This is a genomic window from Bosea sp. Tri-49, from assembly GCF_003952665.1.
In the GTDB taxonomy this organism is placed as follows: Bacteria; Pseudomonadota; Alphaproteobacteria; order Rhizobiales; family Beijerinckiaceae; genus Allobosea.
Map to the genome: position 1 here is coordinate 2,504,637 of NZ_CP017946.1, position 18,994 is coordinate 2,523,630.

Genomic DNA, 18,994 nt, shown 5'->3' on the forward strand with positions numbered 1-18,994 from the left:
TGATTTGCTCCGAGCATCACCAGCGCGCCGGCTGGTTCAACCCCCGGCGACGCCAGGCCGAGGCAGACGGTCATGCATTCCGCTCACGCCGCCAGCAATCCCAGCGCCCGCTCAATGCGCGAGCAGCCGCCGCGGCCGCGCGCTTTGCGATAGGCGCGGCTGAGGCGGCCGCTGGCATAGGCATCGACGACGATGGCGTGGACATAGCTCTTGCGCACCACGGCAGGCGTGTTGACCAGCCGCTCGGCGATGGCGCGCATGATGTCGGCGAGCTGGCGCTTGCGGCCACGCTCGCTGGCGGCGATGTCGGTCGAGAGCAGCAGCTCGGCGGCGGCGGCATTGGCTGCGAGCATGCGCAGGTCCTTGCTCGACACCGGCAGGCCGGACGCCTCCTTCAGATAAGCGTTGATGTCGGCCGCGTTGATCGCGGCGACTGGGCCTCCCTCGGCGCAGTACTGGAACAGGCGCTTGCCGGGCAAGGTCTTCAACCGCGTCAGGGCACGGGCAAGCGGGGCGTCGTCACGCCCGCAGGCGACGTCCTTGCCGCCCTTGCCACGGAAGGAGAGCGCGACATGCCTGCCGTCGACGGAGACGTGGCGCTTGAGCAGGGTTGAGGCGCCATGGCTACCGTTGGTGCGGGCATAGACCTCGTTGCCGACGCGGATATGGCAGCGATCGATGATCGCGGCAGCGCAGGCGAGCGCCTTGGCGCGTGTCAGCGTGCGATCCTTCAGATCGGCAGCGATGCGCTCGCGCAGTTTCGGCAGCGCGTCGATCAGGCGGCCGAGGCGCTTCAGCTTTCGGCGCTCGCGCACCTTCTCCCAATCGGGGTGATAGCGGTGCTGGATACGCCCGGCGTCGTCGCGGCCGGCCGCCTGGAGGTGGGCGCGCGGATCAGCGGCGATCAGCACATCCTGGTAGGCCGGCGGGATCGCCAGTGAGCGGATGCGGGCGAGCGTCTCGTCATCGGTGATCCTGCCGCCATCGGCATCGCGATAGCCGAAATTGCGGCCGACCCTGACGCGGCGGATGGTGAGGTCATCGACGCTGACGCGGCGCAGGCGGCCCTTGCTCGCTGCGGCGCTTCCCTTGCCCTTCGTGACCATCAGCGCCTCCGCAGCTCGACCGGCTGCGGAGGAATGCGGGACGTGGCCGGATGTTCCAGCCTAGCGCTTCGCCCGCGCCACGATCTGCGTCGGGTTGACGAAGCGCAGCGCGATGATGAGCCAGATCAGCGTCGTCACCATGTAGATCACCGCCATGGCGTCGATCGACTGCACGGCGCGCACGCCGGCGGCGAAGACGGCGTAATAGAGCGCGACGACCAGGGTCTGGCTGGTCGGGCCGGCCGTGAGGAAGGTCAGCTCGAACATCGCGATCGTGCGGACCAGCACGAGCAGCAGCGCGGCGAGGATGCCGGGCATCAGCAGCGGCAGCAGCACGTAGACGAAGAGCTTGAAGGTGTTGGCGCCGAAGACGCGCGCCGCCGCCTCGATCTTGGTGTCGATCTGCTCGATGAACGGGATCATCACCAGGATGACGAAAGGCACCGTCGGCACGAGATTAGCGAGCACCACGCCCGACATCGAGCCGGCGAGGCCGGTGCGGTAGAGCACGGTCGCGAGCGGGATGCCGAAGGTGATCGGCGGAACCAGCAGCGGCAGCAGGAAGAGCAGCATCACCAGCTTCTTGCCGGGGAAATCGCGCCGCGCCAGCGCATAGGCAGCGGGTACGCCGATCAACCCTGACAAGAAGACGACGAGGAAGACGATCTGGAAGGTGACCGTGAGCACGTCGCCGAGCTGGAACTCGCTCCAGGCGGCGCCATACCAGCGCGTCGTCCAGCCATCCGGCAGCCAGGAGCGCAGCCAGCGTGTCGAGAACGAGCTCGTCACCACCGCCGCGATCATGCCGAACAGGTTGACGATGAAGAAGCCGATCAGCGTCCAGTTGGCCGCGGCCCAGAGCTTGGTGGAAAGGCGGGTGTCCTTGACCATCGGATCAGCCCTTCCCGCCGCCGGCCGGGCCGCGATAGAGCATCCCGCGCAGGCCCAGAACCGCGACGACGATTGCGAGCTGGACCACGCCCATGATCATCGCGACGGCCGAGGCCATCGAGTAGTCGTATTCCTCGAAGGCGGCCTGGTAGGCGGCGATCGAAATGACGCGCGTAGGACCCGCAGGCGCCCCTAACAGCACCGCCGAGGGAAAGACCGAGAAGGCCTGGACGAAGCTGAGGCAGAAGGTGATCGCGAGGCCAGGCAGCAGCAGCGGCAGGAGGATGTGCTTGAAGCGCTCCCATGGGCCGGCGCCGAGCGTCGCGCCGGCCTGCTCCAGCGCCGGATCGACGCCGCTGAGATAGGACAGGGTCAAGAGGAAGGTGAAGGGAAAGCCGGTGATGACCAGCGAGATCATCACGCCCCAGTAATTGTGCAGGAGCTTCACCGGGCTTGAGATCAGGCCGATCGCCATCAGCGTCCGGTTGAACCAACCCTGCGGGCCGAGATAGTTCAGGAGCCCTTCCGCAACCAGCACGGTGCCGAGCGTGATCGGAATCACCAGGATGGTGGTGAGCAGGCGCTGGTTCTCCATCAGCCTGACGCGGAAGGCGATCGGGATCGCCAGCAGCAGCGTCAGGATCGTCACCGGCATGGCGAGCCAGAGCGTGGTCGCGATCGTGCCGTAGAGGAAGGAATCCGAGAAGAAGCGCTGGTAGTTCGCCAGCGCCCCGCCCGCCTTCGGATTGAAGGACAGGAACAGCCCGTAGAAGAACGGGTAGATGAACAGCGCCAGCAGGAAGATCACCGCCGGCAGGACGAGCAGGGTCAGCCCGTCGAGGCCCCGCGCGGCGAGGCGCTGCTTGAGCGGAATCTCGGCGATGCTGGACGCAGCGCCTGGCACGGTGCTCATGCGCCCTCTCCGAAGACGAGGACGCGATCCGGAGCTGCGGCGAGGCGGATCTCGGTGCCGGGAGCGATACGGCTATCGGCCAGGAAAGTCAGCGGCGTGTCGTCCGCCATCCGCGCAAAACCGACGAATTCGCGGCCATGGAATTCGGTCGAGACGACCTTGGCCTTGAGCCCCGGAGCACCGTCCGCGACCGGATGCAGGTCCTCGGGGCGGATCGAGATATGGGCGCCCTGCCCGGCCACGACTTGCGATCTTACGCGTCCGGTGACGCCGACTTCGCCGCATGTGACCGTCGCCAGCCCCTCAGTGACGGAGGCAACGCGGCCGGCGACCTTGTTGCGGAAGCCCATGAACTCGGCGACGTCGATGTGGTCCGGCCGCGAAAACAAATCCTCCGGCCCGCCGACCTGGCGGATCTCGCCATCGCGCATGACCACGATCCGGTCGGCGAGCGAGAGCGCCTCCTCTTGGTCGTGCGTGACGTAGATGGTGGTCGCGCCGAGCGTGTTGTGGATGCGCCGGATCTCGGCGCGCATCTCGAGACGCAGCTTGGCATCGAGATTGGAGAGCGGCTCGTCCATCAGCACGAGCGGCGGCTGCACTGCGATGGCGCGGGCGATGGCGACACGCTGCTGCTGGCCACCGGAGAGCTGGCCGGGCAGCTTAGCCTCCTGGCCCTGCAGGCGGACCAGCGCGACGGCTTCCGCGACGCGCTGGTCGCTCTCGGCCCTGGGCATGCCGCGCATCTTGAGGCCGAAGCCGATATTCTTGCGCACGGTCATGTGCGGGAAGAGCGCGTAGCTCTGGAAGACCATGCCGAAGCCACGCTCCTCCGGGCGGAGCGGATCGATGCGCTTCTCGTCGAGCCAGATGCCGCCGCCGGTCGCGGGCAAGAGGCCGGCGATCAGGTTCAGCGTCGTCGACTTGCCGCAGCCCGACGGACCGAGCAGCGCGATGAACTCGCCCTGCTTGATCGTCAGCGAGACGTCCTTGACGGCGTTATGCGTCCCGAAATCGCGGCAGAGCCGGTCGAGCCTGAGTTCGCGGAAATTCGCGGCGTGTATCGACATGAAGGACCATCAAGTTCGAACGGATGGACTGGTAGCTGCCGACGAGCGACAGCAAGGCGGCAGGCCGGTCAAGAACCGGCCTGCTCGTTGATGTCAGCAAAGGCTATTTGCGCTTGGCGCCGCCGACCTGCTCGTCCCAGATGCGGAAGGCGACGACCATCTTCTCGGGCTCGAGCGGGGTCTCCATCGGGTTATCCGCGATCAGCTTGTCGTATTCCGGCCGGCCGTATTCGCGGATCGCCTTCTGGCTCGACTCCGGCGCCATCGAGAGCGGCACGTCCTTCACCGCCGGGCCCGGATAGAAATAGCCCTCGTCATAGGTATAGGCCTGCTGCTGCGGCGTCAGCATGTGGCGGATCAGGTCGAGCAGCACGGCGAGCTTCTCGTCGGAGACGCCCTTGGGGATCATCATGTACTGGGCGTCCGTGACCCAGTGGAAACCCTTTAGCGCCTGGATCTTCGCCTCCTTCGGCACGACGCCGAGGACACGCGGGTTGATGTCCCAGCCGGTCGTGCTGACGATGATGTCGCGCGAGCCGTCGCCGAGCTCCTTCATCGTCGCGCCGGTGCCGCCGGGATAATATTCGATGTTCTCGCCCAGCGCCTTTAGATAGGCCCAGGTCTTGTCCCAGCCCTTGGCCGGATCCTTGGGATCGCTGTCGCCGAGGATGTAGGGCAAGCCCATGATGAAGGTGCGGCCGGGGCCGGAATTGGCCGGGCGGGCATAGAGGAAGCGGTTCTTGTTCTGCTTCGTCCAGTCGAGCAGCTCCTGCGCCGTGGTCGGTGGGGTCTTGACCTTGTCGGGCATGTATTCGAGCAGCGGGCCGGACGGATAATAGACCATCGCCATGGCCTGGCCGCGCCCGAGATTGTGCATGGCGAGCGCCGGCTTCAGGTAGATGTCATCGGGCTTGGGCAGGTCGGCGGCGAAGCGCGGCAGCAATTCGACCCAGAGCTTCTGGTCGATGCCGGCAGAGAGCACGTCGAGGCCGCCGATGACGAAGTCGATATCGAGGCGGCCGGCATCCTGCTGCGCCTTCAGCTTGGCTGGCAATTCGGGCGCGGGCGCCTTGGTGAAGACCATCCGCGAGACGGCCTTGGGATTTGCCTTGGGGTAGTTCTCCAGCGGCGTCTGGACCAGCGCAAGCGCGCCGCCGACGTCGATAACGCTGATCGTCAGCGGGGACGCCGGCAGCTTGAGCGTTTGAGCAAAGGCTCCGGGCGCGGCCGCGATACCGGCCATGCCAGCGACGCCGCCGAGGAATGTACGGCGATGGATCGTATCCTGGACCATGATCTCCCCTCCCGGCGGCCTCGCCGCCTGCTGTTTCCCCAGCCCGTGAAAAGCGGGCTCTTGCGGCACTTTTAGCACCGGCTTCTATTGAATTCGCGGCTTTCGGAGTTGACGCCTCCGTTCGAGCCGGTATCCTAGTATACTAGTGAACAAGAGCTTGGCAATGGGCATCGCCGCGGCGAGACAGAGCACCGACCAGATCTACCGGGCGTTGCGCGGCGACATCCTGAACGCGGTGCTGCGTCCGGGCGAGTCGATCTCGGAAGCGCGCATGGCCCTGCAGTTCGGCGTCAGCCGCACGCCGGTGCGCGAGTCGTTCAAGCGGCTGGTCGAGGACGGCTTCCTCGTGGTCGTGCCGCAGGTCGGCACCTTCGTCGCGCCGATCGACCTCGCCGCGGTTTATGACAGCCAGTTCGTGCGCGAGACGCTGGAATGCCGAACGGTCGTGCTGGCGGCGCAGAACATTGACGACGCGGGTAAAACCGCCCTCGCAGCCACCATCCAGCAGCAGGAGCAGGCGCTCGTCGAGGGTGACCGCGCCGGTTTCTTCCGCGGCGACGAGGAATTCCATGCGGAGCTGGCGCGGCTCTCCGGCCATCCGTCCGTCTGGGGCCTGATCGAGAGCGTCAAGGCCCAGCTCGACCGGGTGCGCTGCCTGTCGCTCGATACCGGCGGCTGGTCGGAGATGATTTTGAACGAGCACCGCCAGATCGCGGAAGCGGTCAGCGCTGGCGACGTGGCCAAGGCCGAGCGCACCATGCGGGCGCATCTGCGCACCGTCTTCGACGCCATCGAGACGATCGCGCGCGACCATGTCGACGCCTTCGCCGCGAATGGCGGGCTCAGCAAACCCACCTGACGAAGCCGCGACAGACGGCGCCTAAAAAGGACAGAGACGATGGAACAGACCTGGCGCTGGTTCGGCCCGGACGATGTGGTGACGCTCGCCCAGGCCCGGCAGGCGGGCGCGCGCGGCATCGTCAACGCGCTCCATCAGATCCCCTATGGCGTGGTCTGGAGTGTCGAGGAAATCGAAAAGCGCAAGGCGATCATCGAAGCCGACAAGAGCTTCGGCCTGCGCTGGTCGGTGGTCGAGAGCCTGCCCATCCACGAGGACGTCAAGATCGGCGAAGGCGACCTCGAGAGCATCTTCGCCAATTACCGCCAGTCGCTGCGCAATCTCGCCGCCTGCGGCATCGAGGTGGTCTGCTACAACTTCATGCCGGTGCTGGACTGGACCCGCACCGACCTCGCCCAGCCGTTGCCCGGCGGCGGCACGGCGCTGCGCTTCAACCTGCACGAATATGTCGTCGTCGACCATTTCATGCTGCAGCGGCCGGGCGCCGACGAAGGCCATTCGGCCGAGGTCATGGACAAGGCCAAGGCCTGGTTCGAGCGCTCCTCCGAGGCCGACCGCACTAAGCTGATGGCTAACATCATGGCCGGCCTGCCCGGCGCCTATGACCGCTACGACGTGGCGGGCCTGAAGCGCATCCTCGCGCGCTATGCCGATATGAGCCATGACGGCCTGCGCGCCAACCTCAAGCGCTTCCTCGAAGCGGTCATCCCGACCGCGGAAGAGGTCGGCATCCGCATGTGCATCCATCCGGACGACCCGCCGCGGCCGCTCTTCGGCCTGCCGCGCATCTGCTCGAACGAGGACGATATCGCCTTCATCCTCGGCGCGGTCGACAGCCCCTCGAACGGGCTCACCCTCTGCTCCGGCTCGCTCGGCGCCAATCCGAAGAACGACGTGCCGGGGATCGCGCGCCGCTTCGCCGACAAGATCTGGTTCGCGCATCTGCGTAACGTCGCCAAGGACCCGGACGGCTCCTTCATGGAGGCCGAGCATCTCGGCGGCGACACCGACATGGTCGCGTTGGTCGACGCGCTGATGGCCGAGCAGACGCGGCGCAAGGCCGCCGGCTGGAAGCACTGGCGCATCCCGATGCGCCCCGACCACGGCCATGAATTGCTCGACGACGCCAAGAAGGGCTCTTTCCCCGGCTATCCGGCGGTCGGCCGCCTGCGTGGTCTGGCGGAGCTGCGCGGCGTGATGACGGCGCTGGCGAGTATGAAAGGGTATGCGAGCTGAGTAGAAATCGAACTGCCTATATCGGCAATTGGCGCAACTTCGTTGCCTTGCCGATAGGTATCTCGTGCATCGCGGGTGGCGCCAGAAGTTCCGTTACTTTGATAATATCCGGCCAACGCCATACGAGAGTAGCTGCAACCTGAGGCAATGGAGCTTTCTGGTACGCTGGCGCTAGCACGAAGCCATGGAGGCCGGCGGAGCGGAGCGCTGCGCGCTCAGCCTTGTTCTTTAGAATGCGGCCATCGCCCGATATGAAGATCCACAGATCATTCGATGCGCGCAGGAATTCTATCCATTCGAGGTCCGCAGTATCGCGGCCACGTGGCAGCTCATTCATATCCTTAATGTGGAATGCGCGGTGTCCGAAATGACTGACGAACCCATCGAGGGTGCTCGCAAATACCGGTGCTAGGCAGTTGTCGAGCAGCACCTTCAAGCGGCAAGCCTCACCGCGATTTCATCCTCGAACTTCATGGACCGGCGGATCGCCGCCGCCGTGACGTCATAGGCTTTCGCCGCCATTTCCACGCCTTGATATCGCCCTGCTGCTGCAAGAACAGACGTTGGCACGCTTGATGAAGCGTCTATGGGTTGGCCGAAAGCGCGAGCCGGGTCGACGACGATCTGGGTACCCTTGCCTTTAGGCCACCACAGCCGCGGCGTCCCGGCATTATCGAATTCGATGTGCTTCAGAGACGGCTCGACGACCGCTGTAAATTCATACTGCCGCCGAAACGTATTAAGGAGCTGCTCCCGTTCCGCACCGTTGGCGTCGCGGTCAATTACCTTCATGAAAATATCGCGGCCATTGTGGCGGAAACTCTCGGTTGAGAGCGGCCGCTCTACTCCGTAGACCTCGCGCGCCATTTCAATTGCAGCTCGGACACGGATTGCGCTGACACCAACCCCCATGAGCGCGTTTGCGACGCGGACCTCCATCAAATCGCGAAAACCGAGATAGACTTTGTCATCCTGCAAATCGATCTGAGAACGCCAGAGCGGCTCGTAGAACCGACCTTTCATGTAATGCCCGGTCAACCACCGCGATATCTTCGCGGCAGGCACTGCGACAAGGCGAGCTGCCTCCGCAGGCGTGTATAGGCCTATACCGACGAGTTGGTTCAAGGGAATGCTTTCAAGTTGGCCGATTCCGACCAGGTCAGTAAATGATGAGCGTCGAGCTGCCGTTCGTCAACGAAGGTCCCAACGGCCTAGGCCTACCTCAGCACATACCCCGCCTCAGTCAGCGGCGCGTATTCGTAGCGGCAGTTCCATTCGTAGAGGCCGCCCTCACCGATGCTCAGCCGGTTCATCAGCAGAGCCTCGCGCAGCGCCGCCCCGCCGGGGCGGCTGACGCGGATGACATGAAACCAGAGACGGTGATAGTTGACCTCGACCAGCTCGCGGATGAAGCGGTTGTGGGAGCTGCGTCCGAGATCGCGCCCATAGGTGCGGATGCGCTGGTAGAGCGTCACCGGCGCCTTGCCGATATATTTCGGGTAGAAGGTCTCGCGCTGGATATAGCCGATCTCGTAGACGCCCGGGACCAGCAGATAGGTCTCGTATTCCTTGTACTCGGACAGCTTCATCGAGTCGGACCAGCGCGCCATCGTCCTCTCCCCTTGCCCGCAGGCTGAAATCCTAGGTTGCAGCGACGTGGCCGGCAACCAGCGAGGTCGATCAGGCGAGAATGCGCTGATCCGCCAGATGCACCAGCCTACCCCCGGAAATCGTCGCGACGACGCGCGGCTGCGGCTCCGGTGCGACCAGGACGAGGTCGGCGCGCTTGCCGGGCGCGATCAGGCCGCGATCAGTCAGCCCAAGCGCCTCTGCCGGCCCCTGCGAGACCAGGCGCCAGGCGGTGGCGAAATCCGCGGCGCCCTTGCGCACGAGGATAAAGGGCGCGAGCGGCAGGGCCGGATAATAATAGTCCGAAGCCAGGATGGTGCAGAGCCCTGCCCGCACCATCGCCTCGGCCGCCGGGCAATCAAGATGTGAGCCGCCGCGCACCACGTTCGGCGCGCCGAAGACGACCGCCTCGCCATGGGCGGCGGCCTCGCGTGTCGTCGCCTCGTTGATCGGGAATTCGGCGACGGTGACGCCAAGGCCGCGATACCAGCGCCGCATCTCAGGGGTCATGTCGTCATGCGACATGACGGGCACACCGGCAGCGCGTGCCGCCGCCGCTAGCCGCTCGATCGAGCCCGGGACCTCGTCCTTGCGCGCCCAGACATTCTCGGCCAGCGCCATGAAGTCCTCATGCGTCAGCCCGGTACGCTCGACCATTTTGGCGACCTTGCCCGGCCGGCTGCTCGATTTCAGGATGCCGCCGGTATGGTCGTTGAAGGCGAGCACGCCGACACGGCCAGTGCCGAGCCAGTCGACGATCTCGGCCTCGGCGGCGAGATTGAAGGTCTCGTGGCGCAGGTGGAAGCGCGTGTCGGCGCCGAGCTCGGGCTTCAGCGCCGCGATCCGCTCGACCAGTTGGCGGGCGTTGTCGGCACCGCGCAGGCCGGGTTCCCAGGACCAGGTGACGCCGTGGAAGGCCGTGGTGATGCCGCTCGCCAGGATGGCGCGGTCGGCGTCGCGCAAAGCGAGATCGATGTCGAAGGAGACGCTCGGCCGCGGCATGATGTGGCGTTCGAAGGCGTCGCCATGGCAGTCGACGATGCCGGGCAGGACGTAGAGGCCGGTGGCGTCGATTTGCAGCGCCCTGGCCGGAGCGGCGCCGTCCAGTGCGGCGATGGCCTCCCCTTCTGTGACGACGTCGGCACGGACGAGCGCGTCGGTCAGCACCTCGCCGCCGGTTATATGCAGACTCATGCCCCGCCTCCGTCTCTGAAAGGACGGCGCGCTTGGCTGCTCCTTATGACATGGCGATGACGCTCGCCTCAGCTGGCGAGGAGCGCGACGCCTGCAAGGACGAGCCCGCCGCCGGCGACGCGGGCGAAAAGCGGCGCGCGGGTGGCGAGAGCGCCGGCCAGCAGGATGCCGACGAGGTGGAGCGCGGCCGTCGCGACGATGAAACCGGCTGCATAGGCAAGCCCGCTGGCGTTCTCCGGCAATTCGGCGCCATGGGCGAAGCCGTGGAAGATGGCGAGGATGCCGCAGGCGAGTGTGCCAGCAGCGAGCGGCGGCGAGGCCTTCAGCGCGACCGCGGCACCGAGGATGATCACCGAGAAGGCGATGCCGATCTCGACGCCCGGCAGAGTGCCGCCCGACATGCCCCAGGCGCCGGCCAGCGCCATCGTGCCGACGAAGGCCGCCGGATAGGCGATGCGCGCCTTGCCACCGACGAGCCCGGCCCAGAGGCCGACTGCGACCATGGCCAGCACATGGTCGAGCCCGGTCAGCGGATGCACCAGCCCGTGAACGAAGCCATCGACCGGCCCAGCGCCGGTATGGGCGAAGGCCGGGGCCGAAACGAGGGTGAGCAGCATGGCAAGAGATCCGGTCGCGCGCATCGTCAGGTCCTATCTTCAGCTCTGGGCCGGCGCTTTCAACCCGCCGGCGGTCTCGATGAAGTCGACGACCAGGTCAACGCCCTCCCCCGCCCGCGTATTGGTGAAGGCATAGGGGCGCTTGCCGCGCATGGTCTTCGAGTCCCGGTCCATCACAGCAAGATCCGCGCCGACATGCGGGGCGAGGTCGGTCTTGTTGATGACGAGCAGGTCGGAGCGGGTGATGCCTGGCCCGCCCTTGCGCGGGATCTTCTCGCCGGCGGCGACGTCGATCACGTAGATCGTGAGGTCCGCCAGCTCGGGCGAGAAGGTCGCGGCGAGATTGTCGCCGCCGGATTCGATCAGGATCAGGTCGAGCGAGGGGAACTTGCCGCGCATCTCCGCGACTGCGGCGAGGTTGATCGAGCAATCCTCGCGGATCGCGGTATGCGGGCAGCCACCGGTCTCGACGCCCATGATCCGTTCCTCCGGCAGGGCGCCGGAGACGGTGAGGATGCGGGCGTCCTCCTTGGTGTAGATGTCGTTGGTGATGGCGCAGATCTCGTAGCGGTCGCGCATGCGCTTGCAGAGCGCTTCCATCAGCGCGGTCTTGCCGGAGCCGACCGGGCCGCCGATGCCGACGCGCAAGGGGCCGTGGGGTGAGCGGGTCATCAATCAGGGTCCTTGCAGGAGCAGTACCGCGTAGCCCGCGGCGATCAGCAGGCAGAGCGGCGAGTAATAGCGGCGATCATAGCTGGCGAATGGCTCGCGCGGATGCAGCCGCCGCCAGACCGGCAGGAAGCCGGCGACGCCGCGAAGCAAGAACACCGCCATGATCGCGTAGCCGCCGAGCTGGAGTAGCGGTCGTAGGGAGGCCGTGCCAGATACCTGCACCAGAAGCAGCGGCCAGATTGCCGTCACAGCAATAGCCAGCGCGACCAGCAGGCACAGGCCGGGCGACGGCATGCGCTTCGCCCCGGCATTGCCGATGACGGTGGCGATCAGCTCCTGCTCATTCGTCGCCGGCCAGAGCCCGCCCCGGCCCCAATAGGCATGCAGGCCGGCGATCACGGCCAGGAGCAATGCCAATATGATGGCGATGGCGGCGGTCACGAGCGGAACAGCCGCGAATACTGGGTCTCGTGCCGCAGCGAGGCGAGATCGGAGCGGAAGACGCAGCCGCCGAGGTCGTCGAGCGTCATGGCCTCAGCCCGAACGGCCGCCTCATGCAGAACCGGAGTCAGCCGGGCGATGACCCTCTGGCCGTCGGTCTGGCCGATGATGCCGAGCCGGACGGCGGCTGAGACGAGATTGGCGACGAAGGCGAGCGCGAAGGCCTCGAGCGATGGCTGCAACGGCAGGCCATGGCCGCTGGCGGCGACGCCGACCGCGATGGGATAGGCGACGTCGCCCGGCCAGGCGGCGCGCAGCCCCTCGATGGATGCGCACGGCCAGGAGGCGGCGATCGCCGAGACGAAGGCATTGCCCTGGGTCACCGTCTCGAGCCGGCGCTCGGCCGAATTCGCCAGGGCGAGCGCCAGTTCGGCGATCTCCCGCAGCGCCTTCGCGTCGTCCGCGCCGCTGGCACGCCAGGACGCGGCGAAGAGGATGAGGTCGTTGCGCAGGGCTCCGTGCTCGATGAGGGCATCGAGCCAGTCGGCGAGGCCATCGACGTCGGTGAGATCGCCGACCTCGAAAGCCCATTCCAGCCCGTGCGAATAGGCGAAGCCGCCGACCGGGAAGGCCGGCGAGAGCCAGATCATCAGGGGCAGGAGCGCGCCCTGCATGGCTCAGTGATCGTGCTTGTGGCCCTTGTGGCCATGCTCATGGCCATGATGGCCATGGTCGTGCTTGTGGCCGTGATCGTCATGATGGTGGTGATCGTGGCCGCAGCCGCAGGAGGCGCCATGGGCGTGCTCATGTGCGTGCTCATGCTCGTGGCCATGATCATGACTGTGGCCGGCATGGGAATGGCCGTGGTCGTGGCCATGCTCATGACCGTGATCGTGATGATGGTGCCCGTGATGGTCATGGCCGCAATCGGCGTGATCATGGTCATAGGCGCCGCGCTCAGGCTGGAACGGCCGCTCGACATCGGTCATCGCGCAGCCCTGGCCGCGGACCATCTCGGCCAGCACATGGTCGTGCTCGATATAGATCGCGGTCGCAGTGATCTCGGCCGGGGTGTGGCGGTTGCCGATATGCCAGGCGACGCGCGCCAGCCGCAGCGGATTCTCGGCGGTGATCTCGATCAGCTTCTGCGCGGCCGCCTTGATCAGGACGAGCGAGCCGTCCTCAAGCTTGACCGCATCGCCGTCATTCAGCGCGGTCGGCTTGTCGAGATCGAGCAGGATATCCTGCCCACCATCGCCTTTCAGCGCAACGCGGCGGCGGTTGCGATCCTCATGGTCGAGGGTGAGGGTCTCGACGACCCGGTCCTGCTTGACCGCGGCCTTGCGGACGACGGAGATGGCGCGCTGCATGACGAAACCCGTGGCGAAATGGATCAGAGGCGATCGACCGATCGCGGTTCCACCACTTCGATCACTGGAGCGACGCTGACGCAAGTCCCGACGATGGCGAGGAAGGACCGAAGGTGCGGCTGCTGCATGTGCCGGTCGATATCAGCACGCACCTCCCAGCTCTCGAAGCTGACGAACTGGCCGGGCTCGGTCGCGCTTTCATAGATGTCGTAGCCGAGGCAGCCCTGCTCGCGGCGCGTTGCCGCGATGCAATCGCGTGCCGCCGCCATGAAGCGCTCGCGCTCGGCGAAGCTGACCTTGGCGCGGGCGATGACGAGAACGGGATCGGACATGCTGGACGGGTCTCCATAGTTACAGGCCCATCCAATACGCGGGAGATGCGCCCCCGGATGCACCACCCAATCGATTAGCCGCATAAATACCTCTGGCTCGTCCGTCGGCGAGCCTGTTAGATCGACCGGCCAATAATCAGGGGAATCTCATGCTCAGAATTTCAGCACGGCGCGCCCGCAATTTCGGCAGCGCCCTGGCAGGGCTTTGCCTCGCGGCGGCGCTTCCGCTGGCCGCCCAGGCCCAGACGACGCTGGAGCGCATCAAGCAGCGCGGCCAGCTGATCTGCGGAACGAGCCAAGGCGTCGCCGGCTTCTCGCTTCCCGATGCCCAGGGGCAATGGCGCGGTTTCGACACCGATCTTTGCCGAGCCCTGGCCGCGGCGATCTTCAACGACCAAGAGAAGGCGAGGTACATCTCGCTCGCCTCGAAGGACCGGCTGACTGTGCTGCAAAGCAGCGAGATCGACGTGCTCTCGCGCACCACGACCTGGACGCTCGGCCGCGACGCCGGCTTCGGCCTCAACTTCACCGCGATCAACTATTTCGACGGCCAAGGCTTCCTCGTGCGCAAGAGCACGGGCGTGAAGGACATCAAAGCGCTCAACGGCGCCTCGATCTGCGTGGCGCAGGGCACCACGACCGAGCTCAACCTCGCCGACTATTTCCGCAATCACGGGATGAAATACGAAGTCATCGCCTATGCCGGGCTCGATGAGACGATTCAGGCCTATGAGGCCGGGCGCTGCGATGCCTACACAACCGACCTGTCGCAGCTGGCAGCGAACCGGATGAAACTCAAGGCCCCGGCCGAGCACGACCTCCTGCCCGAGATGATCTCGAAGGAGCCGCTCGGCCCCTGGGTCCGCCAGGGCGACGATGGCTGGTTCGATATCGTGCGCTGGACCGTCTACGCCATGCTGAACGCCGAGGAGTTCGGCATCACCCAGGCCAATGTCGACGAGATGGTGAAGTCGCCCAATCCCGAGATCAAGCGCCTGCTCGGAGCCGAGGGGAAGTTCGGCGAGGGCCTCGGCCTCACCAACGACTGGGTGGTGCGTATCGTCAAGGCGGTCGGCAATTACGGCGAGAGCTTCGACCGGCATCTCGGCGCGAAATCGCCGCTCAACCTGCCGCGCGGCATGAACCGGCTGTGGACGCAGGGCGGCCTGCAATACGCCCCGCCGGTGCGGTGATCTCCTGCACCCCGCAACAACAGCGGTTTAGTAGCACTGGCTCCGGCCAATGCTACTAAACGCAGCTGCACTCAGCGCGGCAGCGCCTTCACCTCGTCGTCGAACTTCTTGAGGAGGCGCGAGCGTTCGGCCGGGCTGCCCCAGCGCGGGGTATCGTAGTCGATCAGCTTGATCTCCTCGAATTTCGGCGCATCGGGCGAGAGCTTGGAATTCCTGTTAGAGGGGATCGAGTTGATCTTGAGCTTGGCGTTGATGTCCTGCGCCTCCGGCGAGAGCGTGAAATCGACGAACTTGCGCGCCGCCTCGGCATTCTTGCCGCCCTTGATTACCGAGACCGAGCCGGTTTCATAGCCTGTCCCCTCGCAAGGGGCGACGATGCCGATCGGCGCGCCCTGCAGCTTCTGCGTCAGCATGTCGTGCATGAAGGCGATGCCGACCGCCGTCTCGCCGAGCGCCGTCGCCTTGACCGGGGCGATGCCGGACTTGGTGTACTGGCTGATGTTCTTGTGCAGATTCTTGAGGAACTCGAAGCCCTTGTCCTCGCCGAGGCGCTGGACGGTCGTCGCCAGGAAGACATAGGCCGTGCCGGACGAGCTGGGATCGGCGATCTGGACCTCGTCCTTGAACTTGGGGTCGAGCAAATCGGCCCAGCATTTCGGCTCAGCTAGCTTCTTGCCTTTCAGGGTCTCGAGGTTGTAGCTGATGCCGAGCACGCCGAGGTAAATGCCGGAGGTGCGGAACTTCGACTGCTCGGCATGGCGCCTGGCCCAATCATGCAGCTCCGGCAGCTTGGGCGACTTGTATTCGTCGAGCAAGCCCTCGTCGGCCGCCTGCAGATGCGGCTCTCCCGGCCCGCCCCACCAGACGTCGCCGCGCGGATTGGTCGCCTCGGCTTTGACCTGGGCATAGACCTCGCCGGTGCTTTTGCGCACCATCTGGACCTTGATGCCGGCCGCTTTCTCGAAGATCGAGGCGCCCTCACGGCACTGCTCTTCGAGGATCGAGCAGTAGACGGTGACCTGGCCCTGCGCGGCAGCAGGCGTCGCAAAGGCAGCGAAAGCCGTGCCGGCCAGCACAGCAGCATGGGAAAGACGGAACAAGGCAACCTCCCTGGACGGCTGATTTTCTTTAGCCGCCTACAAGAAAGAGAGGCCCCGCAGGTGTCAACCGCAGAGGGTGCCCGCCGCTCAGTGCCGGCGCGTCCTGTCCGGCAGCTTGTCGATCGCCTCGTCGGCGCCCTGATCCTTGCCGAGCACGCCTTCGCGCAGGACCTTCGTCGCAGCGTCCTGCTTCTTTTCCGGGGAGGTCTTCAGCGGCTTTGTCGCCCTGGTGGCTTCGAGCCCGATCTCCTTCGGCTTCTTGCCGTCATTGCGGGCGCTGGCGGCAAAGGTCGCAAGCGCTTCGGGCTGCTGACCCTTGGGGCCGGCGGTCTTAGTCTTGGCCATGGTTCCCTCCCTGATCTGCGATGGGAGGGAACGTCGAGGTGACCGGCGATGTTCCCGCCCCCTTGCGTCTCAGAACAGGAAATACCGCTGCGCCAGCGGCAATTCCTTCGCCGGTTCGCAGACCAGCAATTCGCCATCCGCGACCACCGCATAGGTCTCCGGATCGATCTGGATGTCCGGCGTCGCGTCGTTGTGGATCATGCTCTTCTTGGAGATGCCGCCGCGGGTGTTCTCGACCGCGACCATCTCCTTGTCGGTGCCGAGCCTGTCCTTCAACCCGTTCGCCATCGCAGCCTGCGAGACGAAGACCAGCGAGGTTGACGTCACCGCCTTGCCGAAGGCGCCGAACATCGGCCGGTAATGCACCGGCTGCGGCGTCGGGATCGAAGCGTTGGGATCGCCCATCGGGGCAGCCGCGATCATGCCACCCTTGACGACGAGATCGGGCTTGGCGCCGAAGAAGGCGGGCGACCAGACGACGAGATCGGCGAGCTTTCCGACTTCGATCGAGCCGATATGCCTGGATATGCCATGCGAGATCGCGGGGTTGATCGTGTACTTGGCGACATAGCGCTTGGCGCGGAAATTGTCGGAGCCGGTGCCGGCGTCCTGCGGCAGCGGGCCGCGCTGGACCTTCATCTTGTGCGCGGTCTGCCAGGTGCGGGTGATGACCTCGCCGATGCGGCCCATGGCCTGGCTATCCGAGGACATCATCGAGAGCGCACCGAGATCGTGCAGGATGTCCTCGGCCGCGATCGTTTCCTTGCGGATGCGGCTTTCGGCGAAAGCGAGATCCTCCGGGATCGACGGCGACAGATGATGGCAGACCATCAGCATGTCGAGATGCTCGTCGAGCGTGTTGACGGTGAAGGGCCGGGTCGGATTGGTCGAGGACGGCAGCACGTTCGGCAGCCCGGCGACCTTCATGATATCCGGTGCATGGCCGCCGCCCGCCCCCTCAGTATGGAAGGCGTGGATGGTGCGGCCCTTGAAGGCCGCGACCGTGTCCTCGACGAAGCCCGACTCGTTCAGCGTGTCGGTGTGGATCATCACCTGGATGTCGTATTCGTCGGCGACCGAAAGGCAGTTGTCGATCGCGCCCGGCGTCGTGCCCCAGTCCTCGTGCAGCTTGAGCGCACAGGCCCCGGCCTCGATCATCTCGATGAGCGCGCCGGGCAGCGCGGCATTGCCCTTGCCGGCGAAGGCGAGGTTCATCGGGAAGGCCTCGGCCGCCTTGATCATCTGGCCGAGATGCCAAGGTCCCGGCGTGCAGGTCGTCGCCAGCGTGCCATGGGCCGGGCCGGTACCGCCGCCCAGCATGGTGGTCAGCCCGCTCATCAGCGCATCCTCGATCTGCTGCGGGCAGATGAAATGGATATGGCTGTCGAAGCCGCCGGCGGTGACGATCTTGCCCTCGCCGGCGATGACCTCGGTGCCGGGGCCGACGATGATCGTCTCGTCAGGCGCGAAATTGCCGAAGCCGGCCTGAATGTCGGGATTGCCGGCCTTGCCGATGGCGCAGATGCGGCCGGCCCGGATGCCGATATCGGCTTTCACGATGCCCCAATGGTCGAGGATCAGCGCATTGGTGATGACGGTATCGACCGCGCCGTCGGCGTTCCGGACTTGGCTTTGGCCCATGCCGTCGCGGATGACCTTGCCGCCGCCGAATTTCACCTCCTCGCCATAGGTGGTGAAGTCCTTCTCGACCCTGATGACGAGCTCGGTGTCGCCGAGGCGGACCGTGTCGCCCGTGGTCGGGCCGAACATCGCGGCATAAGCATTGCGCGGGAAGGCGAAAGGCATCGTTTTATCCCCGTATCTCTGATCGTCCCCGGAGCAAGCTTCAGGCCAACGAGCCCGGCTCCGGCGCCTCCACCGGGATCGCAGCAACCTTCTTCTTGGCCACCGGCTTCTTGCGCCGCTTCGGCTTGCGCCTCGGCAATTGCGCTTCCTGCAGCATTTCGAGCTGGACCTGCTGGATCTCGGCGAGACGCTGCCATTGCCGCGTGATCAGATGGTCGACCTTCTCGTGCAGGTGCCGGACCTCGAGCTCGGCCTTCAAGTTGACCTGGTAGTCGTTGAAGGAGCGCAGCCGGTCTTTCGCCTCCTGCCGCTTCTGGCTCATCATGATGATCGGCGCCTGGATGGCGGCGATGCAGGACAGCACGAGGTTGAGCAGGATGAACGGATAAGGGTCGAAAGCGCCCGTCCCGGCGACGACGTTGACCAGCATCCAGACCGCCAGCACGACGCCAAAACTGATCAGGAAGGCCCATGAGCCGCCAAAGCTGGCGAGCCCGTCGGAGAGACGCTCGCCGAGGGTGCGATGCTCCTCGAAATCATCCTCGACATTCTCGGCGATGGTCTCCTGGCGGGCGATGCTCTCGGCGACCTCCCGGTCGAGATCGGTGTACTCGCCGTGCTCCTCGCGCAGGATCTCCTCGACATAGCGGGTGCGGTAACGCGTCAGCTCCTTGAGGCTGATCAGGCTGTGGTCGTCGAGATCGGGAAAGTCGCGCCGGATATGCTCGACCAGCGAGGGCCGCAGGGTTCCCAGCGCGATCAGGCTCTTGCGGCTGAGCTCGGCGCCGCTGATGGCGCAGATCCCCCGTTTTGCCTTGGCGCTTTCGAGCGTCGGGGGCGATGGGAGTGCAGCGTCGTCTTGCATGGCGGTCTGGCCTGAGGATCGTTCGAGCATGGCAGCTGCCTCGGGCTGACGGAAGCCGGCA

General features: G+C 65.7%; 22 protein-coding genes. 3 read left to right on the forward strand and 19 right to left on the reverse strand.

Features of this window, described 5'->3' with window-relative positions:
* Window positions 1-83 precede the first annotated feature (83 nt).
* From BLM15_RS12365 to BLM15_RS12385, 5 genes are all read right to left on the reverse strand, one after another.
* Complete coding sequence (locus tag BLM15_RS12365; RefSeq protein ID WP_126113041.1) at window positions 84-1,106, reverse strand: DNA topoisomerase IB; 1,023 nt, start codon at window positions 1,104-1,106, stop codon at window positions 84-86.
* 60 nt (window positions 1,107-1,166) lie between these two features.
* Window positions 1,167-1,997 (reverse strand): ABC transporter permease, encoded by an 831-nt coding sequence (locus BLM15_RS12370; RefSeq protein WP_057190182.1) that lies wholly within the window; start codon window positions 1,995-1,997, stop codon window positions 1,167-1,169.
* Between the two features lie 4 nt (window positions 1,998-2,001).
* Window positions 2,002-2,910 carry an ABC transporter permease gene (locus BLM15_RS12375; protein ID WP_126113042.1) on the reverse strand — a complete coding sequence of 303 codons (909 nt, stop codon included), beginning with the start codon at window positions 2,908-2,910 and terminating at the stop codon, window positions 2,002-2,004.
* Window positions 2,907-3,980, reverse strand: a complete 1,074-nt coding sequence (locus tag BLM15_RS12380; protein WP_126113043.1) for an ABC transporter ATP-binding protein — start codon at window positions 3,978-3,980, stop codon at window positions 2,907-2,909. The genes BLM15_RS12375 and BLM15_RS12380 overlap by 4 nt, the downstream gene beginning before the upstream one ends.
* Window positions 3,981-4,083: 103 nt before the next feature.
* Complete coding sequence (locus BLM15_RS12385) at window positions 4,084-5,274, reverse strand: extracellular solute-binding protein (RefSeq protein WP_126113044.1); 1,191 nt, start codon at window positions 5,272-5,274, stop codon at window positions 4,084-4,086.
* A gap of 163 nt (window positions 5,275-5,437) precedes the next feature.
* Here BLM15_RS12385 and BLM15_RS12390 point away from each other — a divergent pair, with 163 nt between their 5' ends.
* Window positions 5,438-6,133, forward strand: coding sequence for a GntR family transcriptional regulator (locus BLM15_RS12390; protein ID WP_126113045.1), 696 nt, complete (start codon window positions 5,438-5,440; stop codon window positions 6,131-6,133).
* Between the two features lie 39 nt (window positions 6,134-6,172).
* A complete protein-coding gene (uxuA, locus tag BLM15_RS12395; protein ID WP_126113046.1) occupies window positions 6,173-7,369 on the forward strand; it encodes a mannonate dehydratase in 1,197 nt (398 codons plus the stop codon).
* A 16-nt stretch (window positions 7,370-7,385) separates the two neighbouring features.
* Here the strand turns inward: uxuA and BLM15_RS12400 are convergent, their stop codons facing one another.
* From BLM15_RS12400 to BLM15_RS12445, 10 genes are all read right to left on the reverse strand, one after another.
* Window positions 7,386-7,799, reverse strand: a complete 414-nt coding sequence (locus BLM15_RS12400) for a PIN-like domain-containing protein (protein ID WP_236846737.1) — start codon at window positions 7,797-7,799, stop codon at window positions 7,386-7,388.
* Window positions 7,800-7,801: 2 nt separating this feature from the next.
* Window positions 7,802-8,407 carry a hypothetical protein gene (locus tag BLM15_RS12405; RefSeq protein WP_236846645.1) on the reverse strand — a complete coding sequence of 202 codons (606 nt, stop codon included), beginning with the start codon at window positions 8,405-8,407 and terminating at the stop codon, window positions 7,802-7,804.
* A 179-nt stretch (window positions 8,408-8,586) separates the two neighbouring features.
* A complete protein-coding gene (locus BLM15_RS12410) occupies window positions 8,587-8,979 on the reverse strand; it encodes a hypothetical protein (RefSeq protein ID WP_126113049.1) in 393 nt (130 codons plus the stop codon).
* Between the two features lie 70 nt (window positions 8,980-9,049).
* A complete protein-coding gene (locus BLM15_RS12415) occupies window positions 9,050-10,192 on the reverse strand; it encodes an alpha-D-ribose 1-methylphosphonate 5-triphosphate diphosphatase (RefSeq protein ID WP_126113050.1) in 1,143 nt (380 codons plus the stop codon).
* A 68-nt stretch (window positions 10,193-10,260) separates the two neighbouring features.
* Entirely contained in the window at window positions 10,261-10,809 is a 549-nt protein-coding gene (locus BLM15_RS12420; RefSeq protein ID WP_236846646.1) for a HupE/UreJ family protein, read from the reverse strand.
* A 39-nt stretch (window positions 10,810-10,848) separates the two neighbouring features.
* Window positions 10,849-11,481: an urease accessory protein UreG gene (gene ureG, locus BLM15_RS12425; RefSeq protein ID WP_126113052.1), complete on the reverse strand. Its 633-nt coding sequence runs from the start codon at window positions 11,479-11,481 to the stop codon at window positions 10,849-10,851.
* A 3-nt stretch (window positions 11,482-11,484) separates the two neighbouring features.
* Complete coding sequence (locus BLM15_RS12430; protein WP_164547506.1) at window positions 11,485-11,922, reverse strand: DUF3995 domain-containing protein; 438 nt, start codon at window positions 11,920-11,922, stop codon at window positions 11,485-11,487.
* Window positions 11,919-12,596, reverse strand: coding sequence for an urease accessory protein UreF (locus tag BLM15_RS12435; RefSeq protein ID WP_126113054.1), 678 nt, complete (start codon window positions 12,594-12,596; stop codon window positions 11,919-11,921). Before BLM15_RS12435 ends, BLM15_RS12430 begins: the two co-directional genes overlap by 4 nt.
* A gap of 3 nt (window positions 12,597-12,599) precedes the next feature.
* The gene (locus BLM15_RS12440) at window positions 12,600-13,292 is read right to left on the reverse strand and encodes an urease accessory protein UreE (RefSeq protein ID WP_126113055.1); all 693 of its coding nucleotides are present in this window, start codon (window positions 13,290-13,292) and stop codon (window positions 12,600-12,602) included.
* A gap of 23 nt (window positions 13,293-13,315) precedes the next feature.
* Window positions 13,316-13,624, reverse strand: a complete 309-nt coding sequence (locus BLM15_RS12445) for a putative quinol monooxygenase (RefSeq protein WP_164547507.1) — start codon at window positions 13,622-13,624, stop codon at window positions 13,316-13,318.
* A gap of 149 nt (window positions 13,625-13,773) precedes the next feature.
* On the opposite strand from BLM15_RS12445, the gene BLM15_RS12450 reads away from it, so the two are divergent.
* Window positions 13,774-14,817 (forward strand): amino acid ABC transporter substrate-binding protein, encoded by a 1,044-nt coding sequence (locus BLM15_RS12450; protein WP_126113057.1) that lies wholly within the window; start codon window positions 13,774-13,776, stop codon window positions 14,815-14,817.
* A 71-nt stretch (window positions 14,818-14,888) separates the two neighbouring features.
* Here BLM15_RS12450 and BLM15_RS12455 read toward each other — a convergent pair whose 3' ends face one another.
* The 4 genes from BLM15_RS12455 to BLM15_RS12470 all read right to left on the reverse strand — a co-directional run bounded on the left by BLM15_RS12455 (window position 14,889) and on the right by BLM15_RS12470 (window position 18,933).
* On the reverse strand, window positions 14,889-15,917 hold the full coding sequence (locus tag BLM15_RS12455; RefSeq protein ID WP_126113058.1) for an ABC transporter substrate-binding protein: 1,029 nt from the start codon (window positions 15,915-15,917) through the stop codon (window positions 14,889-14,891).
* 87 nt (window positions 15,918-16,004) lie between these two features.
* Window positions 16,005-16,262, reverse strand: coding sequence for a hypothetical protein (locus tag BLM15_RS12460; RefSeq protein WP_126113059.1), 258 nt, complete (start codon window positions 16,260-16,262; stop codon window positions 16,005-16,007).
* A 69-nt stretch (window positions 16,263-16,331) separates the two neighbouring features.
* Window positions 16,332-18,068: an urease subunit alpha gene (gene ureC, locus BLM15_RS12465; protein ID WP_126113060.1), complete on the reverse strand. Its 1,737-nt coding sequence runs from the start codon at window positions 18,066-18,068 to the stop codon at window positions 16,332-16,334.
* A 40-nt stretch (window positions 18,069-18,108) separates the two neighbouring features.
* Complete coding sequence (locus tag BLM15_RS12470) at window positions 18,109-18,933, reverse strand: DUF1003 domain-containing protein (RefSeq protein ID WP_126113061.1); 825 nt, start codon at window positions 18,931-18,933, stop codon at window positions 18,109-18,111.
* Between the last annotated feature and the right edge of the window lie 61 nt (window positions 18,934-18,994).